Consider the following 15,384-nt stretch of genomic DNA (forward strand, 5'->3'; position numbering starts at 1 on the left):
GGCTGACCGCGCGTCCAAGCCGCCAGGGGCAAGCTCCACGACAATGGTCGACAGGCAAAACCGTGAAGATTGGAAGCGCGAGCGATCCTTGCTGGCGCTCGGCCAGGCGATGCGCGGCGAAGATGACGCTGAACCATCGCTGGTTTCGATCGGGGACCGGGCGGACCCGTCATGGCGCGAGGATGCCGCCACGCGCCATCGTCTCGCGCGCTCACGCCGGGAGGCGCGAGCGCATCCGGAACTCTCCGCAGCTCCGGAGCCCTCGGCACCCCAGGAACGCCCGGTAGCTTCGGAATTCTCGGCAGACGATGAAACAAGCCAGCCTCGAGCCGGCTATGCATCCGCTTCGGCCGCCCGGATACCGCTTGAGACCGACGAGGCCGTTGAAGCAGACTATGCGGAAGCCAGGCTGCGGGAGGAGCCGGTTGCTGCCGGTGTTTCCGGGGACCGCCGTTTCGATGCCGATCCCCGACATGCCGCGTTCGAGCCTCGATACACCGGTGACGAGTCTCGATATGCCGCGTCCGAGCCTCGATACACCGGCGACGAGCCTCGATATGCTGCATTCGAGCCTCGATATGCCGCATTCGAGCCTCGATATGCCGCATTCGAGCCCCGATATGCCGATGACGAGCAACGGTCTTCCCGCGACGACGGACAAGAATGGAGGCCGTTGATCGATCCGATGCAGGTCGTCCGCGGCATTGCCCGGTCGAAGCTGCTGATCGTCGCCATGACCATACTGGGCGCCACGCTTGGCGTCGCGATCGCGCTGTCGACGCCGAAGAAATACGAAGCCACCGCAGAGCTGATCGTCGACCCGCGCGACCTGAAGCTCACCGACCGCGATCTTACCCAATCAGTGGTTGCATCCGACGCCACGCTGGCCATCGTCGAAAACCAAGTTCGCGTGCTCACCTCCGGCACTGTTCTCAACAAGGTCGTGGACAAGCTTCATCTCGTCAACGATCCGGAGTTCAACGGGCAAGATTCCGGCGGCCTGGGCGTGATGACGCTCATCCGGTCGATCCTGTCGCGCAATGACGAGCCGGGTGCCGATGCGGACCGCCGCCGTGCGCTGGCCGTCGGCAATCTGGCCGAAAGCCTTTCGGTCGAGCGCGGCGGCAAGACCTTCGTCATCTCCGTCAGCGCCACCACGCAAAATGGCGAGAAGTCGGCCCTCATCGCCAACACGATGACGGACGTTTTCCTGCAGACCTTCGGACAGATCCAGTCCGACACCGCTGGCCGCGCGACCAACGAGCTGACCGGCAGGCTCGACGAGCTGCGCGAGGGCGTGGAAGTGGCCGAGCGCAAGGTCGAGGATTTCAGGGCCACGCATGACCTCGTCGACGCGCAAGGTCATCTGATCAGCGACGACGAGATGCTCAAGCTCAACCAGCAGCTTGCCATCGCCCGCGCGCGCACGCTGGAACTCAACGCCCGTGCGGCGTCGGCGCGCTCGATCGACGTGAATTCGGTTCTGAGCGGCACCTTGCCGGAGGAGATCAACTCCAACACCATGAGCGAATTGCGCTCGCAATATGCGACGCTCAAACAGGAGGCCGACCGCGCCGCGATCCGGTTCGGGCCGCGCCATCCCGAGCTCCAGGCGCTCAATGCCCAGCTTGCCGGCTCGCGCGAGCGTATCACCGGGGAGCTGCGCCGCATCGCCTCTTCGCTGCAGGTCGACCTGAAGCGCGCCGTGCAGCTCGAACAGGATCTGGCCTCCCGACTGGCGCAGTTGAAGGTCCGCAGCGGCGACGTCAACAGCGACCTGGTCACCCTGCGCGAACTGGAGCGCGAGGCCGCCGCCAAGCGCTCCGTCTATGAACAATATCTTCTGCGCGCCAAGGAAACCGGCGAGCAAAAGGACATCAACACCGCCAACATCAACGTGATCTCCAAGGCCTTCGCCCCGCTTGAGCCGAACGGACCTTCGCGCGCCGTGACGGTGCTTGCCGGCCTGCTGGCGGGCCCCGCCTCTGGTGTCGGTCTGGGCGCCATGCGCGGTGCCTATGCGAGCCTGCGCGAAACCGCCAATACGCGGCCGCGCCGAAGGACGGACGAGCGCCGGACACCCATTGAAAACAAGGCATACGAGGCGCCGCCGCCCGTTCCGCCAGTCGAGGCCACCAGGCGTTCAGGTCCGATCAGTGCGCTGCTGTCGGCGGTGAGCAACATCATGCCGCGCAAGGTGAGCAGAGAAGACCCTGCCAACACGCGTTCCGGCTCACCGGCCAGTGGCTCACCGGCAGTCGCCGAAAGCGCGAAGCGGAATCCGATCTATTCCGCTCGCCCGGAACCGGCGTCTCCCTTCGCGCCGCGTCAGCCGGCGCCTGCCGGCTACGAGCAGCCGCAAGCCGAGCAGGGCGCCTATGCTTCGCACCCGCAACAGATGTATCCGGCCCCGCCAATGCAGGCGTACCCCTATACGCAGCCGCCGAAGCCCGATGCCGGGCAAGTGCCTTATCCGCAGCAGCAGTCGATCTATCCCCGAGCCCCATGGGACAAGGCAAATCAGGCTTCGGAAGCCGCTGCACAGCAAGCCTCTATCGAGGAAATCCGAGCCAGCCTGCGCGAATTCCGCGAAGCGGTTCGCGAACTCACCGAAAGCCGATCGGGCCGCCGCTATTTCTGAGCGCCGAATAAAAGCCCTCGGTTTCGAGTTAACGGCATAAGACGGCGCTTTGACGGGATTGCCCAGCCGCATTTTCGTGAAAATGCCGCCCGAAGAAGAATGATGTTGAAGGTGCTTCATGGCCGAGTTGATTGACGGAAAACGCATCGCCGAAGACGTGGTGCAGCGGGTCAAGGCCTTGACTGTCGAGCTGATGGAAAAGGGCGCGCAGAAGCCCGGTCTCGCCGTGGTCATCGTCGGCGAGGATCCGGCCAGCCAGGTTTACGTCGCCTCCAAATCCCGCACCGCCAAGGAATGCGGCTTTCATTCGGTCCAGCACACGCTGCCGGCCGAGATCTCCGAACAGGAGCTGCTTGATATCATCGGCGAACTCAACGCTGATCCGGCCATCAACGGCATCCTGGTGCAGCTGCCGCTGCCTGGCCATGTCGATGCGGGCAAGGTCATCCAGGCAATAGCGCCGCAAAAGGATGTCGACGGCTTCCACTTCATCAATGTCGGCAAGCTCGGCACCGGCGAACTGGAGACGGCGTTCGTGCCTTGCACACCGGCCGGCTCGATGCTGCTGATCGAGCGCGTGCGCGGCAAGGATCTTTCCGGCCTCAATGCGGTGGTCGTCGGCCGCTCCAACATCGTCGGCAAGCCGATGGCCAATCTTTTGCTCGCCGCCAACTGCACCGTCACCATCGCGCATAGCCGCACCAAGGACCTGGCTGCACTGGCGCGCACCGCCGACATTCTCGTTGCCGCTGTCGGGAGACCTGAAATGGTCAGGGGTGATTGGGTCAAATCCGGTGCTACCGTCATCGACGTCGGCATCAACCGCATCGCGGCGCCCGAAAAGGGCGAGGGCAAGACCCGCCTGGTCGGAGACGTCGCCTATGCGGAAGCGGCGAAGATGGCCGGCGCCATCACGCCGGTGCCTGGCGGCGTCGGACCGATGACCATTGCCATGCTGATGGCCAACACGCTAGCTTCTGCCTATCTCGCGGCCGGGTTGAAACGGCCCTCCTTCTGATCCTGGAAAGCGCAGCTTTGCCGAACCTCACTGTTCCCTCAGAGCGGCCGGTCACGAACGATCCCGTTCAAGGCGGCCGGCAGTTCGGGTTCCTGCTGGTCGACAAGTTTTCCATGTTCTCGCTGGCTGCGGCAATCGACACGTTCCGGTCGGCGAACCGGCTGCTCGGCCGCGACTTCTATGGCTGGACGACGGTGTCGGCCGATGGCGATGCCGTCATGGCCTCCAACGGCCTGCCGCTCAAGATCGACTACGCTGTCGCCGATCTGCCGCCGGTCGATATCCTTTTCGTCTCGGTCGGGCTGACGACGGAGTTTCCCGGCAAGAGCAAGGTGCTGGCAGCGCTGCGCAGCTGGGGCCGGCGCGGCAACGCGCTCGGCGCACTCTCGGTCGGCTCCTATCTGCTCGCCGAGGCAGGCCAGCTCGAAGGCTATCGCTGCACCATCCACTGGGAAAACCGCGCCGGCTTCGTCGAGCGGTTTCCCGACATCAACTGCACCGGCAATGTCTTCGAGATCGACCGCAAGCGCTACACCTGCGCCGGTGGCACCACTTCCATCGACCTGATGCTGGAGATCGTGCGCGGCGATTTCGGCTCCAGCCTCGCCAACGGCGTCGCCAACCAGTTCCAACACGAGCGCATCCGCTCCGCCGGAGACCGCCAGCGCGTCGGCCCTGAGCGCGACCTGACCGGCAAATCGGAAAAGCTGCGGCGCATCGTCGAGCTGATGGCCGATCATCTCGACGAGCCGTTGTCGGCGGTGCAACTCGCCAAGTCGGCGGGCCTGTCGGTGCGCCAGGTCGAGCGCCTGTTCCTGCGTCACCTCACAGTGACGCCCGGTCGCTATTATATGCGGCTCAGGCTTGAGCGCGCGCGCGAATTGCTGCGCCAGACCAACATGCCGATCCTCGACGTGGCGATCGCCACCGGCTTCACCTCACACTCATATTTTGCCCAGAGCTATCGGCTGCAGTTCGGCCGGCCGCCTTCCGAAGAGCGGCGCACGACGTATTGAGGGGTTTGGCTCAAGGGCCGACCCTCCCACACCCTGCGTCCGGGCTTGTGTCCTAGTGCCGCGTCAAATAGCTTCCCGGAACTGACGGTGACTGACTGGGGGAGATTTTCATGGCGGGACTTGCACGGAGCCTCGCCGCGGCGATGCTCCTGTTGTGGATGACGACGCCCGGCCATGCCGCCGACCGTGTCGTCATCGTTCTCGACGCTTCCGGCTCCATGTGGGCGCAGATCGACGGCAAGCCCAAGCTCGAAATTGCCCGCGAATCGCTTCGAACCGTGCTGCAGTCGGTCCCCGCCGACAAGGAAATCGGCTTCATGGCCTATGGTCATCGCGAGAAGGGCAGTTGCGAGGACATCGAGCTCATCGTGCCGCCGCAAGCCGGCTCGGCAGGTGCTGTTTCCGCTGCCGCCGACAGTCTGAAATTCATCGGCAAGACGCCGCTGACCGCGGCCGTCAAGCAGGCGGCCGAGGCGCTGAAATACACCGAGGACAAGGCCACCGTCATCCTGATCACCGACGGGCTTGAGACCTGCAATGGCGACCCGTGCGCGCTCGGCAAGGAGCTGAAGGCTGCCGGTGTCGACTTCACCGTCGACGTCGTCGGCTTCGGCCTGACCGCGGACGAGGGCAGGCAGGTCGCTTGCCTCGCCGACAACACCGGCGGCAAATACATCCAGGCGTCCGACGAGCAAGCGCTACAGAACGCATTGGTCGAAACTATCGCCGCCGCGCCTGCACCGGCGCCCGAACCAGCGCCTGCGCCGCAACCGGCGCCGGCTCTCGAGCCGGAAAAGCCAGAGTTCAACTTCGTGCCGACCGTGGTGCTAGCCGAGGGTGGCGATCCCGTCACCGACGGCAATTCCTGGGAGATCTACAAGGCGAGCTCCGACGGCACGCGCGGCGATTACGTCACCACCGAATACGGCGCCTACAAGGGCAATCTGGAACCCGACGACTACATAATTGTCGCACGCGATGGCGAGGCCAGGACCGAACAGAAGCTCAAGGTCGAGGCGGGGCAGGTCTATAAGCCTATCTTCGCGCTGAATGCCGGCACGCTCATCATTCACCCGCGGCCAAGTGAGGGAGCGGATGTGGCCGATGGCGCAGCTGTCGTGATCGTCTATCCGGGCGTCGATACGCCCCCGACTTATTATGGCGACACGAAAGTCGTGTTGCCGGCCGGCGACCAGAAAGTGACGGTCACGATTGGGCAGGGCGAGGTTACCGAAACCATCTCGCTCACGGCCGGCAGGGTCATCGACAAGGATATCATCGTCGGCGTCGGCCACGTCGTCGCCAACGCCTACTATGTCGCCGGCGGCGACAAGGCCGACGGTTCGGGCATCGGCTTCAAGGTGTTCAAGGCAAAAAAGAAGATCGACGGAACGAGGGAAGAGGTGACTTATGCCTATGGTCCCGACAGCAAGTTCGATCTGCCGCCCGATGACTATGTGTTGATGGCGACGGTCGACCTCGCCGTCGCCGAGCAGCCGTTCAGCGTCAAGGCCGGTGAGAATCAGGATCTGAAGATCGCCATCAATGCCGGCGTGCTGGCGATCACCGCGCCAGGGGCCTCGAAGATCGAGATTTTCGATCCGAAAAAGGACATCAACGGCAACCGCAAATCGCTCGGTTACGCCTATGACGAGAAGTATCAGGCGGCGCTGCCGGCCGGCGACTATGCGGTCGTCTCGGAGAAGTTGGACAACAGCTCAAGGGAAAGCACAGTGACGATCAAGGCCGGCGAGCGAGCCGAGCTGACGGTGCAGTAGGGACGTAATTCGACGCCGGCAAAAGGGCGGCCCGCCAGCCACGGCATTGCGCCGCCCTTTTTTCACTGCAGTGCGAGTTCCGCCACGTTGTTTCCGAAGGCGCTGGCGCCGTGATCGGCACGGCCGACCATTTGCCGGAACCCAGCGAAAAGCTCGCGGCCGAAGCCGAATTCATTGGCGATAAGATCGCTGTCCGCCGCCCGTCGCAGTGCGAAATCGCCGGCCGGCACCAGCACTTCCAGCGTTCCGGCCTCGGCGTCGAGCCTGATGATATCGCCCTCATGGATCCTGGCGATCGGCCCGTCCTCGACCGCTTCCGGCGTCACGTGGATGGCCGCCGGCACCTTGCCGCTCGCGCCCGACATGCGTCCGTCAGTGACCAGCGCCACATGCTGGCCGCGATCCTGCAGGACGCCGAGCACGGTGGTCAGCCTGTGCAGCTCCGGCATGCCATTGGCTTTCGGCCCCTGGAAGCGGATGACGGCAATGAAATCGCCGGTCAATGTGCCTGCCTTGAACGCCTCGTTGAGCCCTTGCTGGCTGTCGAAAACCTTTGCCGGCGCCTCGATGATGCGCCGCTCCGGTTTCACGGCGGACGTCTTGATGACGGCGTGGCCGAGATTGCCCGAGAGCATTTTCAATCCGCCCGTTGGCTGGAACGCTTTCTTGAACGGCGCCAGCACCTTCTCGTCGCCGCTTTCGCGGGGTGAGGCCTCGCGCACCACGCCGCCATCGGCGCCGAGCTTGGCTTCGACCGCATAAGGCCGCAGGCCTTCGCCCCAAACCGTCTGGACGTCCTCGTGCAGGATGCCTTCGTCGAGCAGTTCGCGGATCAGGAAGCCGAGCCCGCCGGCCGCATGGAAATGGTTCACGTCGGCAAGGCCGTTCGGATAGACCCGCGCCAGCAGCGGCACGGCTTCCGAAAGGTCCGAAATATCCTGCCAGGTGATGGCGATGCCGGCCGCGGCCGCCATGGCGATCAGATGGATGGTGTGATTGGTCGATCCGCCGGTGGCATGCAGGCCGACGATGCCGTTGACGATCGAGCGCTCGTCGATCATCCGGCCGACCGGCGTATAGGCGTTGCCGAGCGCGGTGATCGCCAGAGCCCGCTTCGTCGCCTCTCGGGTCAGCGCGTCGCGCAACGGCGTGCCGGGGTTGACGAAGGAGGCGCCTGGCGTGTGCAGGCCCATGATCTCCATCAGCATCTGGTTGGAGTTCGCCGTGCCGTAGAAGGTGCAGGTTCCTGGTCCGTGATAGGATTTGGACTCGGCCTCGAGCAGTTCGGCCCTTCCTGCCTTGCCTTCGGCATAGAGCTGGCGGACCTTGGCCTTTTCGTCATTGGGCAGGCCTGTCGTCATCGGCCCGGCCGGGATGAATACCGCCGGCAGATGGCCGAAGGTCAGGGCTGCGATCACCAGCCCCGGCACGATCTTGTCGCAGACGCCGAGATAGACAGCCGCGTCGAACATGTTGTGCGACAGGCCGATCGCCGCGGCCATGGCGATCACGTCGCGCGAGAACAGTGACAGCTCCATGCCGGGCTGGCCCTGCGTGACGCCGTCGCACATCGCCGGCACACCGCCGGCGACTTGGGCAATGCCGCCGGCCTCGCGCGCTGCGTCCTTGATCAGGGCCGGAAATGTCTCGAAAGGCTGATGCGCCGACAGCATGTCGTTATAGGAGGTGATGATGCCGAGGTTCGGCACCCGGTCGCCGCCAAGTGCCACCTTCTCCGAAGGGCTGCAGACGGCAAAGCCATGGGCGAGGTTGCCGCAGGAAAGCACGGCCCGGTTGGCGGTGCGGTTCGAGGCCTCGGCGATGCGGACGAGATAGGCCTCGCGACCAGGTCTGGAGCGTTGGCGGATGCGCTCGGTGATGGCTTCGATGTCGCGTCTCGCGGTCATGACGTCGGTCCTTTCAGGCGAGGTCCCGCAAACACCTTCCGGCTATCTGCCGGGACCCTCGGCAAGTTGAAATCAGGGTGCCCAGAAAACCTCTACGGGCCTCTCGGCTGCGTCGAGCACGGCGCGAATGGGCTTTCGTGTTACCGATGCCATCGCGCTCTCGAATGCCTTGCGCTTGTCTTCGCCTTCGATGTGCAGCGCGACGAAGCCGGCTTCGACGAGCCGCGCCAGCGCCAGCGTCAGCCGCGCCTCGTCGGCGCTTGCCGCGTGAACCGGGAGCACGACCCTTTCCGAGGACGGATCGAGCAGTTTTTCCAGATTGTCGGCGTCAGGAAAGAACGATGCGGTATGGCCATCGGTTCCCATGCCAAGCACGACTACATCGAGCGGCCAGGGCAGCGACCGCAACATCCTGCTATCGGACTCCGACGTATCGCCACCGCTTGCTACCTCTTCATAGAGCGGCACGAAACGTGCGGCTGCAGCCGCGTTTTGCAAGAGATTAGCGGCGACCAGCCCGGCGTTGGAGCGCGGAGAGGAGGCCGGCACGCAACGCTCGTCGACCAGCGTCACCGTCACCTTGTTCCAGGCGATCGGGATATTCGAAAGCGATGCGAAAAATCTCGCCGGCGTCGTGCCGCCGGAAACAGCGAGCAGCCCTGTGCCGCGCTCAGCGATTGCATTGGTCAGGCGGCCTGCGACGTGGCCGGCAAGTGCTGCCGCCAGGTCCTGGCGTCCGGCAAACGCGTGCCAGTTGTAGGCGGCGCTGTTCAATTGCTCTCGTGCCATGTCCGCCCGTCGCGTTCGATCAGCGCAATCGAGGCCGAGGGGCCCCATGTGCCGGCCGTGTAGCCCTGTGCCTCTTGCCTTCCGCTTTCCCAGGCATCCTGGATCGGGTCGATCCATTTCCACGCCGCCTCGACCTCGTCGCGGCGCATGAACAGCGTCTGGTTGCCGCGGATGACATCCATGATCAGGCGCTCATAGGCATCGGGCGCGCGGCCGTCGAAGGATTGCGCGAAGCTCATGTCGAGCGGGATCTGGCGCAGCCGCATGCCGCCCGGCCCCGGATCCTTGATCATGATGAACTGCTTGACGCCTTCGTCGGGTTGCAGCCTGATGACCAGCTGGTTGGCGGAGATCGGCCCGGCGCTGTCGCCGAAGATCGAGTGCGGGATCGGCTTGAATTCGATGACGATCTCCGAGACGCGGGTCGCCAGCCGCTTGCCCGTTCTGAGGTAGAACGGCACGCCCGCCCACCGCCAGTTGCCGATTTCGGCCTTGAGCGCAACGAATGTCTCGGTGTTGCTGTTCTTGCCGAGCTCCTCGACATAGCCTTTCACCGGCCCGCCGGCCGAGGCCCCGGCACGGTACTGCCCGCGCACCGTGTGCTTGGGCGCTTCGTTGCCGTTGATGCGTTTCAGCGCGCGCAACACTTTCAGCTTTTCGTCGCGCACGGCATCGGCATCCATCGACGACGGTGCCTCCATGGCGACGAGACAGAGAAGCTGCAGCATGTGGTTCTGCACCATGTCGCGCAACGCGCCGGCCTTGTCGTAATAGGTGACGCGATCCTCGAGGCCGACCGTCTCGGCGACGGTGATCTGGACATGGTCGACATTGGCGGAATTCCACAGCGGCTCGTAGAGCGCGTTGGCAAAGCGCAGCGCCATCAGATTCTGCACCGTCTCCTTGCCGAGATAGTGGTCGATGCGGAAGATCTGGCTTTCATGGAAATCATCGCCGACCAGATCGTTGAGCGCGCGCGCCGAGGCGAGATCGCGCCCGATCGGTTTCTCCAGCACGATGCGCGAGTTCGGCGTGATCAGCCCGTTCTCTTTCAGCTTGTGCGAGATGTCGCCGAACAGCGCCGGCGCGACTGCCAGGTAGAAGGCGCGGATGCATTCGCTTTCGCCGATCGCCTTCTTCAATTTGTCGAAGCCCGCGCCAGTGGTCGCATCGGCCGAGACGTAGGAAAGCCGGGCAAGGAACGTCTTCAGCTCCGCGGCGTCGATATCGGCCGGTCTCACATGGTCGGAAATCGCCTGCCTGGCGAAATCCCGAAATTCCTCGTCGGTCATTTTCGAGCGCGACGTGCCGATGATGCGCGTCGGTTCGGAAAACTGATGGTCGCGCTGGCGATGGTAGAGCGACGGCAAAAGCTTGCGTTCCGACAGATCGCCGGTGCCGCCGAAAATGATGAAGTCGAAAGGGTCGACGGGAATGATCTGGCTGGTCATGGTCTGTCCGCTTTGACGCCGGTCGCTGTGACGCGGCTGATATAATCTAATCGATTTAGATTTTCCAGTGCCACGGCGTCACACTCCAAGGCCAATCGGCCTTTGCCGATTGGTCCTGATGTGTGCCCTTGACACTGGCGCAACCCGGACGCTTGTCGGCGAGGTGGTTCCGGGAGGCCTTCGCAGATGCAGCATAAAGCGGGACCGAGCTGAAAGCCAAAGGAGAAATCGAGAGTATATTGATCTTTCGGCCGCCATCGCCGGCGGTTGGCCGAGCCATCGTCTTCAATCATGAGTGAGAAAACCATGCGCCTGGAAAACAAAGTTGCCATCATCACCGGTGCCGCGTCAGGTTTCGGCGAAGGCATGGCCAAGCGTTTTGCCGAAGAGGGCGCGAGCGTCGTTGTCGCCGACCTCAACGCCAAGGGCGCCGAACGCGTCGCCAACGAGATCGGCCGCGCGGCGATCTGGACCCAGACCGACGTCTCGTTGCGTTCCGAGTTCGACGAGATGGTCCATGCGGCAAAGAGTGCCTTCGGCCGCATCGACATCATGGTCAACAATGCCGGCTACACCCATCGCAACGGCGACATGCTGGATGTCGACGAGACGACCTTCGACCTGATCACGGCTGTCAACATGAAGGCGATCTACCACGCCGCTCTGGCGGTCGTGCCGATCATGGATCGGCAGGGCGGCGGCGTCATCCTGACCACGGCCTCGACGGCCGGCATCAGGCCGCGGCCCGGCCTTACCTGGTACAACGCGTCGAAGGGCTGGGCGATCACCGCGACCAAGTCGATGGCGGTGGAGCTCGCGCCCAAGAACATCCGCGTCAACTGCCTGTGTCCGGTCGCCGGCGAGACCGGCATGCTGGGAAAATTCATGGGCGCCGACACGCCGGAAATCCGCGAGAAATTTCGCGCGTCGATCCCGCTTGGCCGGCTTTCGACGCCGCTCGACATAGCCAACGCGGCGCTCTGGCTGGCGTCGGACGAGGCGGCTTTCATCACCGGCGTGGCGTTGGAGGTCGATGGTGGACGTTGCATCTGAGCCGTCCGGCCATATCGGGCTTCAACTTGCCTGGCTTCAATTGACTTGACCATCCAGCGAAAGGCATAAGACGGCAATAGGGTGGGGGTTTGGTGGCGCGATGAACGCTAGATTGCGGAAAGTTCGCGAAGACCTGGGGCAACGTCTCAGAGTCTATAAAGCAAGACGCGCTCGGGCAAAAAGCAGCGCGACTTTCATCGGCATTACCGGCAGTTCGGGTAAGTCGACGGCAGCGAGTTTGCTCGGACACATACTGGCCAGCCATGGCTCAGTCTATGCACAGGTTCTCGCCAACACGATCAAGTCGCTGGTAAGCACACTTTACAAGCGCATGAAGACTGATGGTGAGGTCGACTACGTCGTTTTCGAAGCCGGAGCCCATGGGCCCGATACGCTCAAGCCGATGGCGGATATGTTGCAGCCGCATGTGGCTGTGGTCACCATGGTGCGCCTCGAACATTTTACAGCTTTCAGGACCCTGGAGAACGTCGCCGGGGAAAAGCGCGCATTGGTCGATGCGCTGCAGCCGGGCGGCTTCGCTCTGCTCAATGCGGATGATCCCCATGTGATCGGCATGGCTTCCGCCACTCCGCATCGCGTCGTCACTTTCGGCCTGTCGGAACAGGCCGACTACCGCGTGACTAATGTCAATGCCGCCTATCCGGATAGGCTGGAGCTGGCCATCCATTGGCGTGGCGGCGTGCTAGAGTTGAAGACGCCGTTCCCGGCCGAACATTTTTGGCTGCCGACCGCCGCAGCAGTCAGCGTAGCGCTGGAGCTTGGCGTTCCTCCCGAAAAAGTGGCGGCAAGGGTGGCGACATTTCAGCCACTGCCAAATCGATGCCAGGTGCTCGTCACCAATGGCGGTCCGCAATTCATCGTCGACGCCGCCAAGTCGCCCTGGCATTCGATCAATCTTGCGTTCGACATGATGGCCAAGGCCACTGTCGAGCGGAAGCGCATCGTTCTGGGGCAGATTTCAGACTATGCAGGCTCGACCAGAAAGTACCATTACGCCTACAAGACCGCGCGGGAAATCGCAGACCAGGTCATCTATGTCGGCGACAATGCGCATCGCTCGGGAGCCGGGCAAGACGATCGTGACGCCGGCCGCTTTCACGAATTGCGTATGCCCAAGGAGGTCTCGGACCACATCAAGCGGACGGCCGTCGCCGGTGAGCTCATTTTACTCAAGAGCTCGTCCCGTCTTCACCTAGAGAGGATCGCGCTGGCTTGGAAGCACGACGTCAAATGCTGGGTTCCCGTCTGCGGCAAGCGGGAAGGCTGCGATACCTGCGGTCTGTTCGAAGTGCCGTTCGAAGAGCATCGCAACCATGTCAGGGAACGCAGGCATGCCAGACGATGGCAACGCTTTCGGCGTCTGCTCGGCCGCCAACCATAGTACGGAAGCCATCTGAGCCCGAGCAGTCCTACGCGCCAGTCTTGATAAAGCTCTTGTAGATCCAGCCGCGTTTGCCGTTGTAGACGATCTGGCACCATTTCTTGCAGCCCATCACCTGAACCGAGGTCTTGGCGGGAACGGTGACTATGGGGGCCGCATTCTTCTTCGGTCCGGTGCGCATGGTGACGGCCCTTAGTATGCGTCCGGTGTCTGCCGCGCTCACTTTCTTGGCCTCGACCTTGGCTTGCGTCGCCGCCGGCAATTGCGGCTTAGCAGTGGGAATGGCGGCGGTTTGCGCACCGTCCGGCGCCGTCTTGTTGGGAGCCGCGACTTTGGCAAGCAATGCTGCGGCTTTGTTTTTCGCTGCCGGATCGGCGAATGCCGCCGCAGTGGACGGCTTGTCTGCCGTTGGTTCGACTTGGCCCGCCATCTGGCCGGATGCGGTCTTCTGCCTCGATCCTGTCCAGCGAGGATCATTGGGCGCCAGCGCCGGTATCTCGGCCTCAGCCGCAACCACCGCCGGCGAAACCGCATCGGCCTTGCCAGTGGCCGGCTGCACCGCGGCGACCGTCGAGGCAGCAGCCGGCACGATCTTCGTCGTTTTTACGGGAACGCTTGGAACGATCTGCTCGGGGCTCGCGACAGCTTGTCTCTCATTGGCCGGCAATGCCAGCCATAGCGCCACCGCGGCCACGCCAAGCAGCGCTGCTGTGCCAAGCGCGGCGATTACCAGATGCAAGTTCGACCGGACTTTCTGCCAAAACCTGGGCCTCATGTCGTAGCCAAACTGCATCGCAAAGCGCCGTCGTTCCGGCGCGCCGAAACTGAAGGGCTCTCTCACTCTTGCAACCTCCATTTGCGGGCCGACGTTCAATCGGAAAACCGGCGTTAGATCGGTCCCAAAACCAAAAAGCGGGCAGGCCCGCAAATTCCCCCGTTTAACTGCCCACGGCCCTCATCTTTTGCCTGCGATTGTGGCATCACTGCGCCCTTGCACGGGATTCTGCATGTTCGCGAGGGATTCTGCAACCTGTGGTTAGATCCGGTCCCTCAAGGCATACCAATTGAGCGCAAGAAAGAGCAGGGGTGCGCGGAAGCGACGGCCACCGGGAAAGGCCGGGATTTTTAGATCCTCGATCAGCCTCAGCCGGTCCCGGTTGCCGGCAACGGTTTCGGCATAGAGCTTGCCGAAAAAGTTCGACAGCATGACGCCGTGGCCGGAATAGCCGCCCACCGAGATCACATTGGGCATCACCTCGCGCACAAAGGGTTTTCTCGGCATCGTGATGCCGACATAGCCGCCCCAGCCATGGGATATCTCGACATCCCTGAGGTCAGGGTAAAGCTCGGCGATCTGCCGGCGGATGTGGACATGGATGTCTTTCGGATCGTTGACGGCGTAGATCTCGCGCCCGCCGAACAGCAGCCGCCCATCCGTCGATTTGCGGAAGTAGCGCACGACGAAGCGGGAATCATCGACCGCCTCACCGCCCGGCAGCACTTTTGTGTCGGCCCCGAGCGGCACCGTCGCGCCGATGAAGGAGCCGATCGGCATGATGTGCGCGGCACTGATCGGCTCGAGCGTGCCGCCATGGGCGTTGACGCCGATCAGACATTTCTCGGCCGATATCGTGCCTTTCGGCGTCGTCACTTTCACCTTGCCGCCAAGGGACGCGATGCCGGTCGCCGGCGTCTGCTCGAACAGCTGCGCGCCCGCCTGCGCCGCCACCTTTGCCGTGCCGATCGCCAGCTTCAGCGGATGGATGTGCCCTGTGCCGGTGTCACGGGTGCCGCCGAAGTAGCGCGTCGAGCCCAACCGCTCCGCCGTCTCCCTCGCGTCCATGAAGGTGATGTGCGGATAGCCGAAGCGGTTCGCCATGATCTCGGCATGCGCCTTATAGTCGTCGACATAGCGCTGCTTGTGCGCCACCGACATCTGGCCGGGCATGTAGTCGATCTCGATCTTGTTGACGGCGGCGAATTCGAAGAGATGCGCCTTGGCCTCTTCGGCGAGGTCGAGCAGCGCCTTGGCGCGGGAAAAGCCGTATTCCGCTTCCAGTTCCTCGGCCCAGGCGCGCTGGCCGGTGCCGAGCTGGCCGCCATTGCGGCCCGATGCGCCGTCGCCGAAACGATGCGCTTCGATCAGCACGACATTGCTGCCGGCCTTAGCGAGATGCGCCGCCGCCGACAGGCCGGTGAAGCCGCCGCCGACGATGACGACATCGCATGTCCGATCGCCGTCGAGCGCCGGATATTCGGGCCGTGGGCCGGCCGTGCCCTCGTACCAGGAGCGGCCGGGGGAGATTGGGGATTGGTAGGGCATGATGAC

11 protein-coding genes are annotated in these 15,384 nt (G+C 63.5%); 6 read left to right on the forward strand and 5 right to left on the reverse strand.

Features of this window, described 5'->3' with window-relative positions; all coding sequences use genetic code 11:
- The first annotated feature begins 43 nt into the window (after positions 1 to 43).
- The 4 genes from EOB36_RS03895 (at position 44) to EOB36_RS03910 (ending at position 6,453) form a co-directional block, all read left to right on the forward strand.
- Entirely contained in the window at positions 44 to 2,641 is a 2,598-nt protein-coding gene (locus EOB36_RS03895) for a Wzz/FepE/Etk N-terminal domain-containing protein (RefSeq protein WP_128284343.1), read from the forward strand.
- Positions 2,642 to 2,759: 118 nt separating this feature from the next.
- Entirely contained in the window at positions 2,760 to 3,659 is a 900-nt protein-coding gene (gene folD / locus EOB36_RS03900; protein ID WP_127203593.1) for a bifunctional methylenetetrahydrofolate dehydrogenase/methenyltetrahydrofolate cyclohydrolase FolD, read from the forward strand.
- A 17-nt stretch (positions 3,660 to 3,676) separates the two neighbouring features.
- On the forward strand, positions 3,677 to 4,675 hold the full coding sequence (locus EOB36_RS03905; RefSeq protein WP_095483530.1) for a GlxA family transcriptional regulator: 999 nt from the start codon (positions 3,677 to 3,679) through the stop codon (positions 4,673 to 4,675).
- A 110-nt stretch (positions 4,676 to 4,785) separates the two neighbouring features.
- Positions 4,786 to 6,453: a VWA domain-containing protein gene (locus EOB36_RS03910; protein WP_127203594.1), complete on the forward strand. Its 1,668-nt coding sequence runs from the start codon at positions 4,786 to 4,788 to the stop codon at positions 6,451 to 6,453.
- A 62-nt stretch (positions 6,454 to 6,515) separates the two neighbouring features.
- On the opposite strand, the gene edd is transcribed toward EOB36_RS03910, so the two are convergent.
- The 3 genes from edd to zwf all read right to left on the reverse strand — a co-directional run bounded on the left by edd (position 6,516) and on the right by zwf (position 10,600).
- The gene (gene edd, locus EOB36_RS03915; RefSeq protein WP_128284335.1) at positions 6,516 to 8,360 is read right to left on the reverse strand and encodes a phosphogluconate dehydratase; all 1,845 of its coding nucleotides are present in this window, start codon (positions 8,358 to 8,360) and stop codon (positions 6,516 to 6,518) included.
- A 72-nt stretch (positions 8,361 to 8,432) separates the two neighbouring features.
- Positions 8,433 to 9,149 carry a 6-phosphogluconolactonase gene (pgl, locus tag EOB36_RS03920; RefSeq protein WP_128284336.1) on the reverse strand — a complete coding sequence of 239 codons (717 nt, stop codon included), beginning with the start codon at positions 9,147 to 9,149 and terminating at the stop codon, positions 8,433 to 8,435.
- A complete protein-coding gene (gene zwf / locus EOB36_RS03925) occupies positions 9,131 to 10,600 on the reverse strand; it encodes a glucose-6-phosphate dehydrogenase (RefSeq protein WP_095483534.1) in 1,470 nt (489 codons plus the stop codon). The genes pgl and zwf overlap by 19 nt, the downstream gene beginning before the upstream one ends.
- A 306-nt stretch (positions 10,601 to 10,906) precedes the next feature.
- Between zwf and EOB36_RS03930 the strand changes: the two genes are divergently transcribed.
- Positions 10,907 to 11,653 carry an SDR family oxidoreductase gene (locus EOB36_RS03930; protein WP_126103654.1) on the forward strand — a complete coding sequence of 249 codons (747 nt, stop codon included), beginning with the start codon at positions 10,907 to 10,909 and terminating at the stop codon, positions 11,651 to 11,653.
- 100 nt (positions 11,654 to 11,753) lie between these two features.
- On the forward strand, positions 11,754 to 13,055 hold the full coding sequence (locus EOB36_RS03935) for a Mur ligase family protein (protein ID WP_128284337.1): 1,302 nt from the start codon (positions 11,754 to 11,756) through the stop codon (positions 13,053 to 13,055).
- A gap of 28 nt (positions 13,056 to 13,083) precedes the next feature.
- Here EOB36_RS03935 and EOB36_RS03940 read toward each other — a convergent pair whose 3' ends face one another.
- Together EOB36_RS03940 and EOB36_RS03945 are read right to left on the reverse strand one after the other, a co-directional pair.
- Entirely contained in the window at positions 13,084 to 13,896 is an 813-nt protein-coding gene (locus tag EOB36_RS03940) for an SH3 domain-containing protein (RefSeq protein WP_164897447.1), read from the reverse strand.
- A 195-nt stretch (positions 13,897 to 14,091) separates the two neighbouring features.
- Positions 14,092 to 15,378 (reverse strand): FAD-binding oxidoreductase, encoded by a 1,287-nt coding sequence (locus EOB36_RS03945; protein ID WP_128284344.1) that lies wholly within the window; start codon positions 15,376 to 15,378, stop codon positions 14,092 to 14,094.
- Between the last annotated feature and the right edge of the window lie 6 nt (positions 15,379 to 15,384).

Source organism: Mesorhizobium sp. M6A.T.Cr.TU.017.01.1.1, from assembly GCF_004023115.1.
Classification (GTDB): domain Bacteria; phylum Pseudomonadota; class Alphaproteobacteria; order Rhizobiales; family Rhizobiaceae; genus Mesorhizobium; species Mesorhizobium mediterraneum.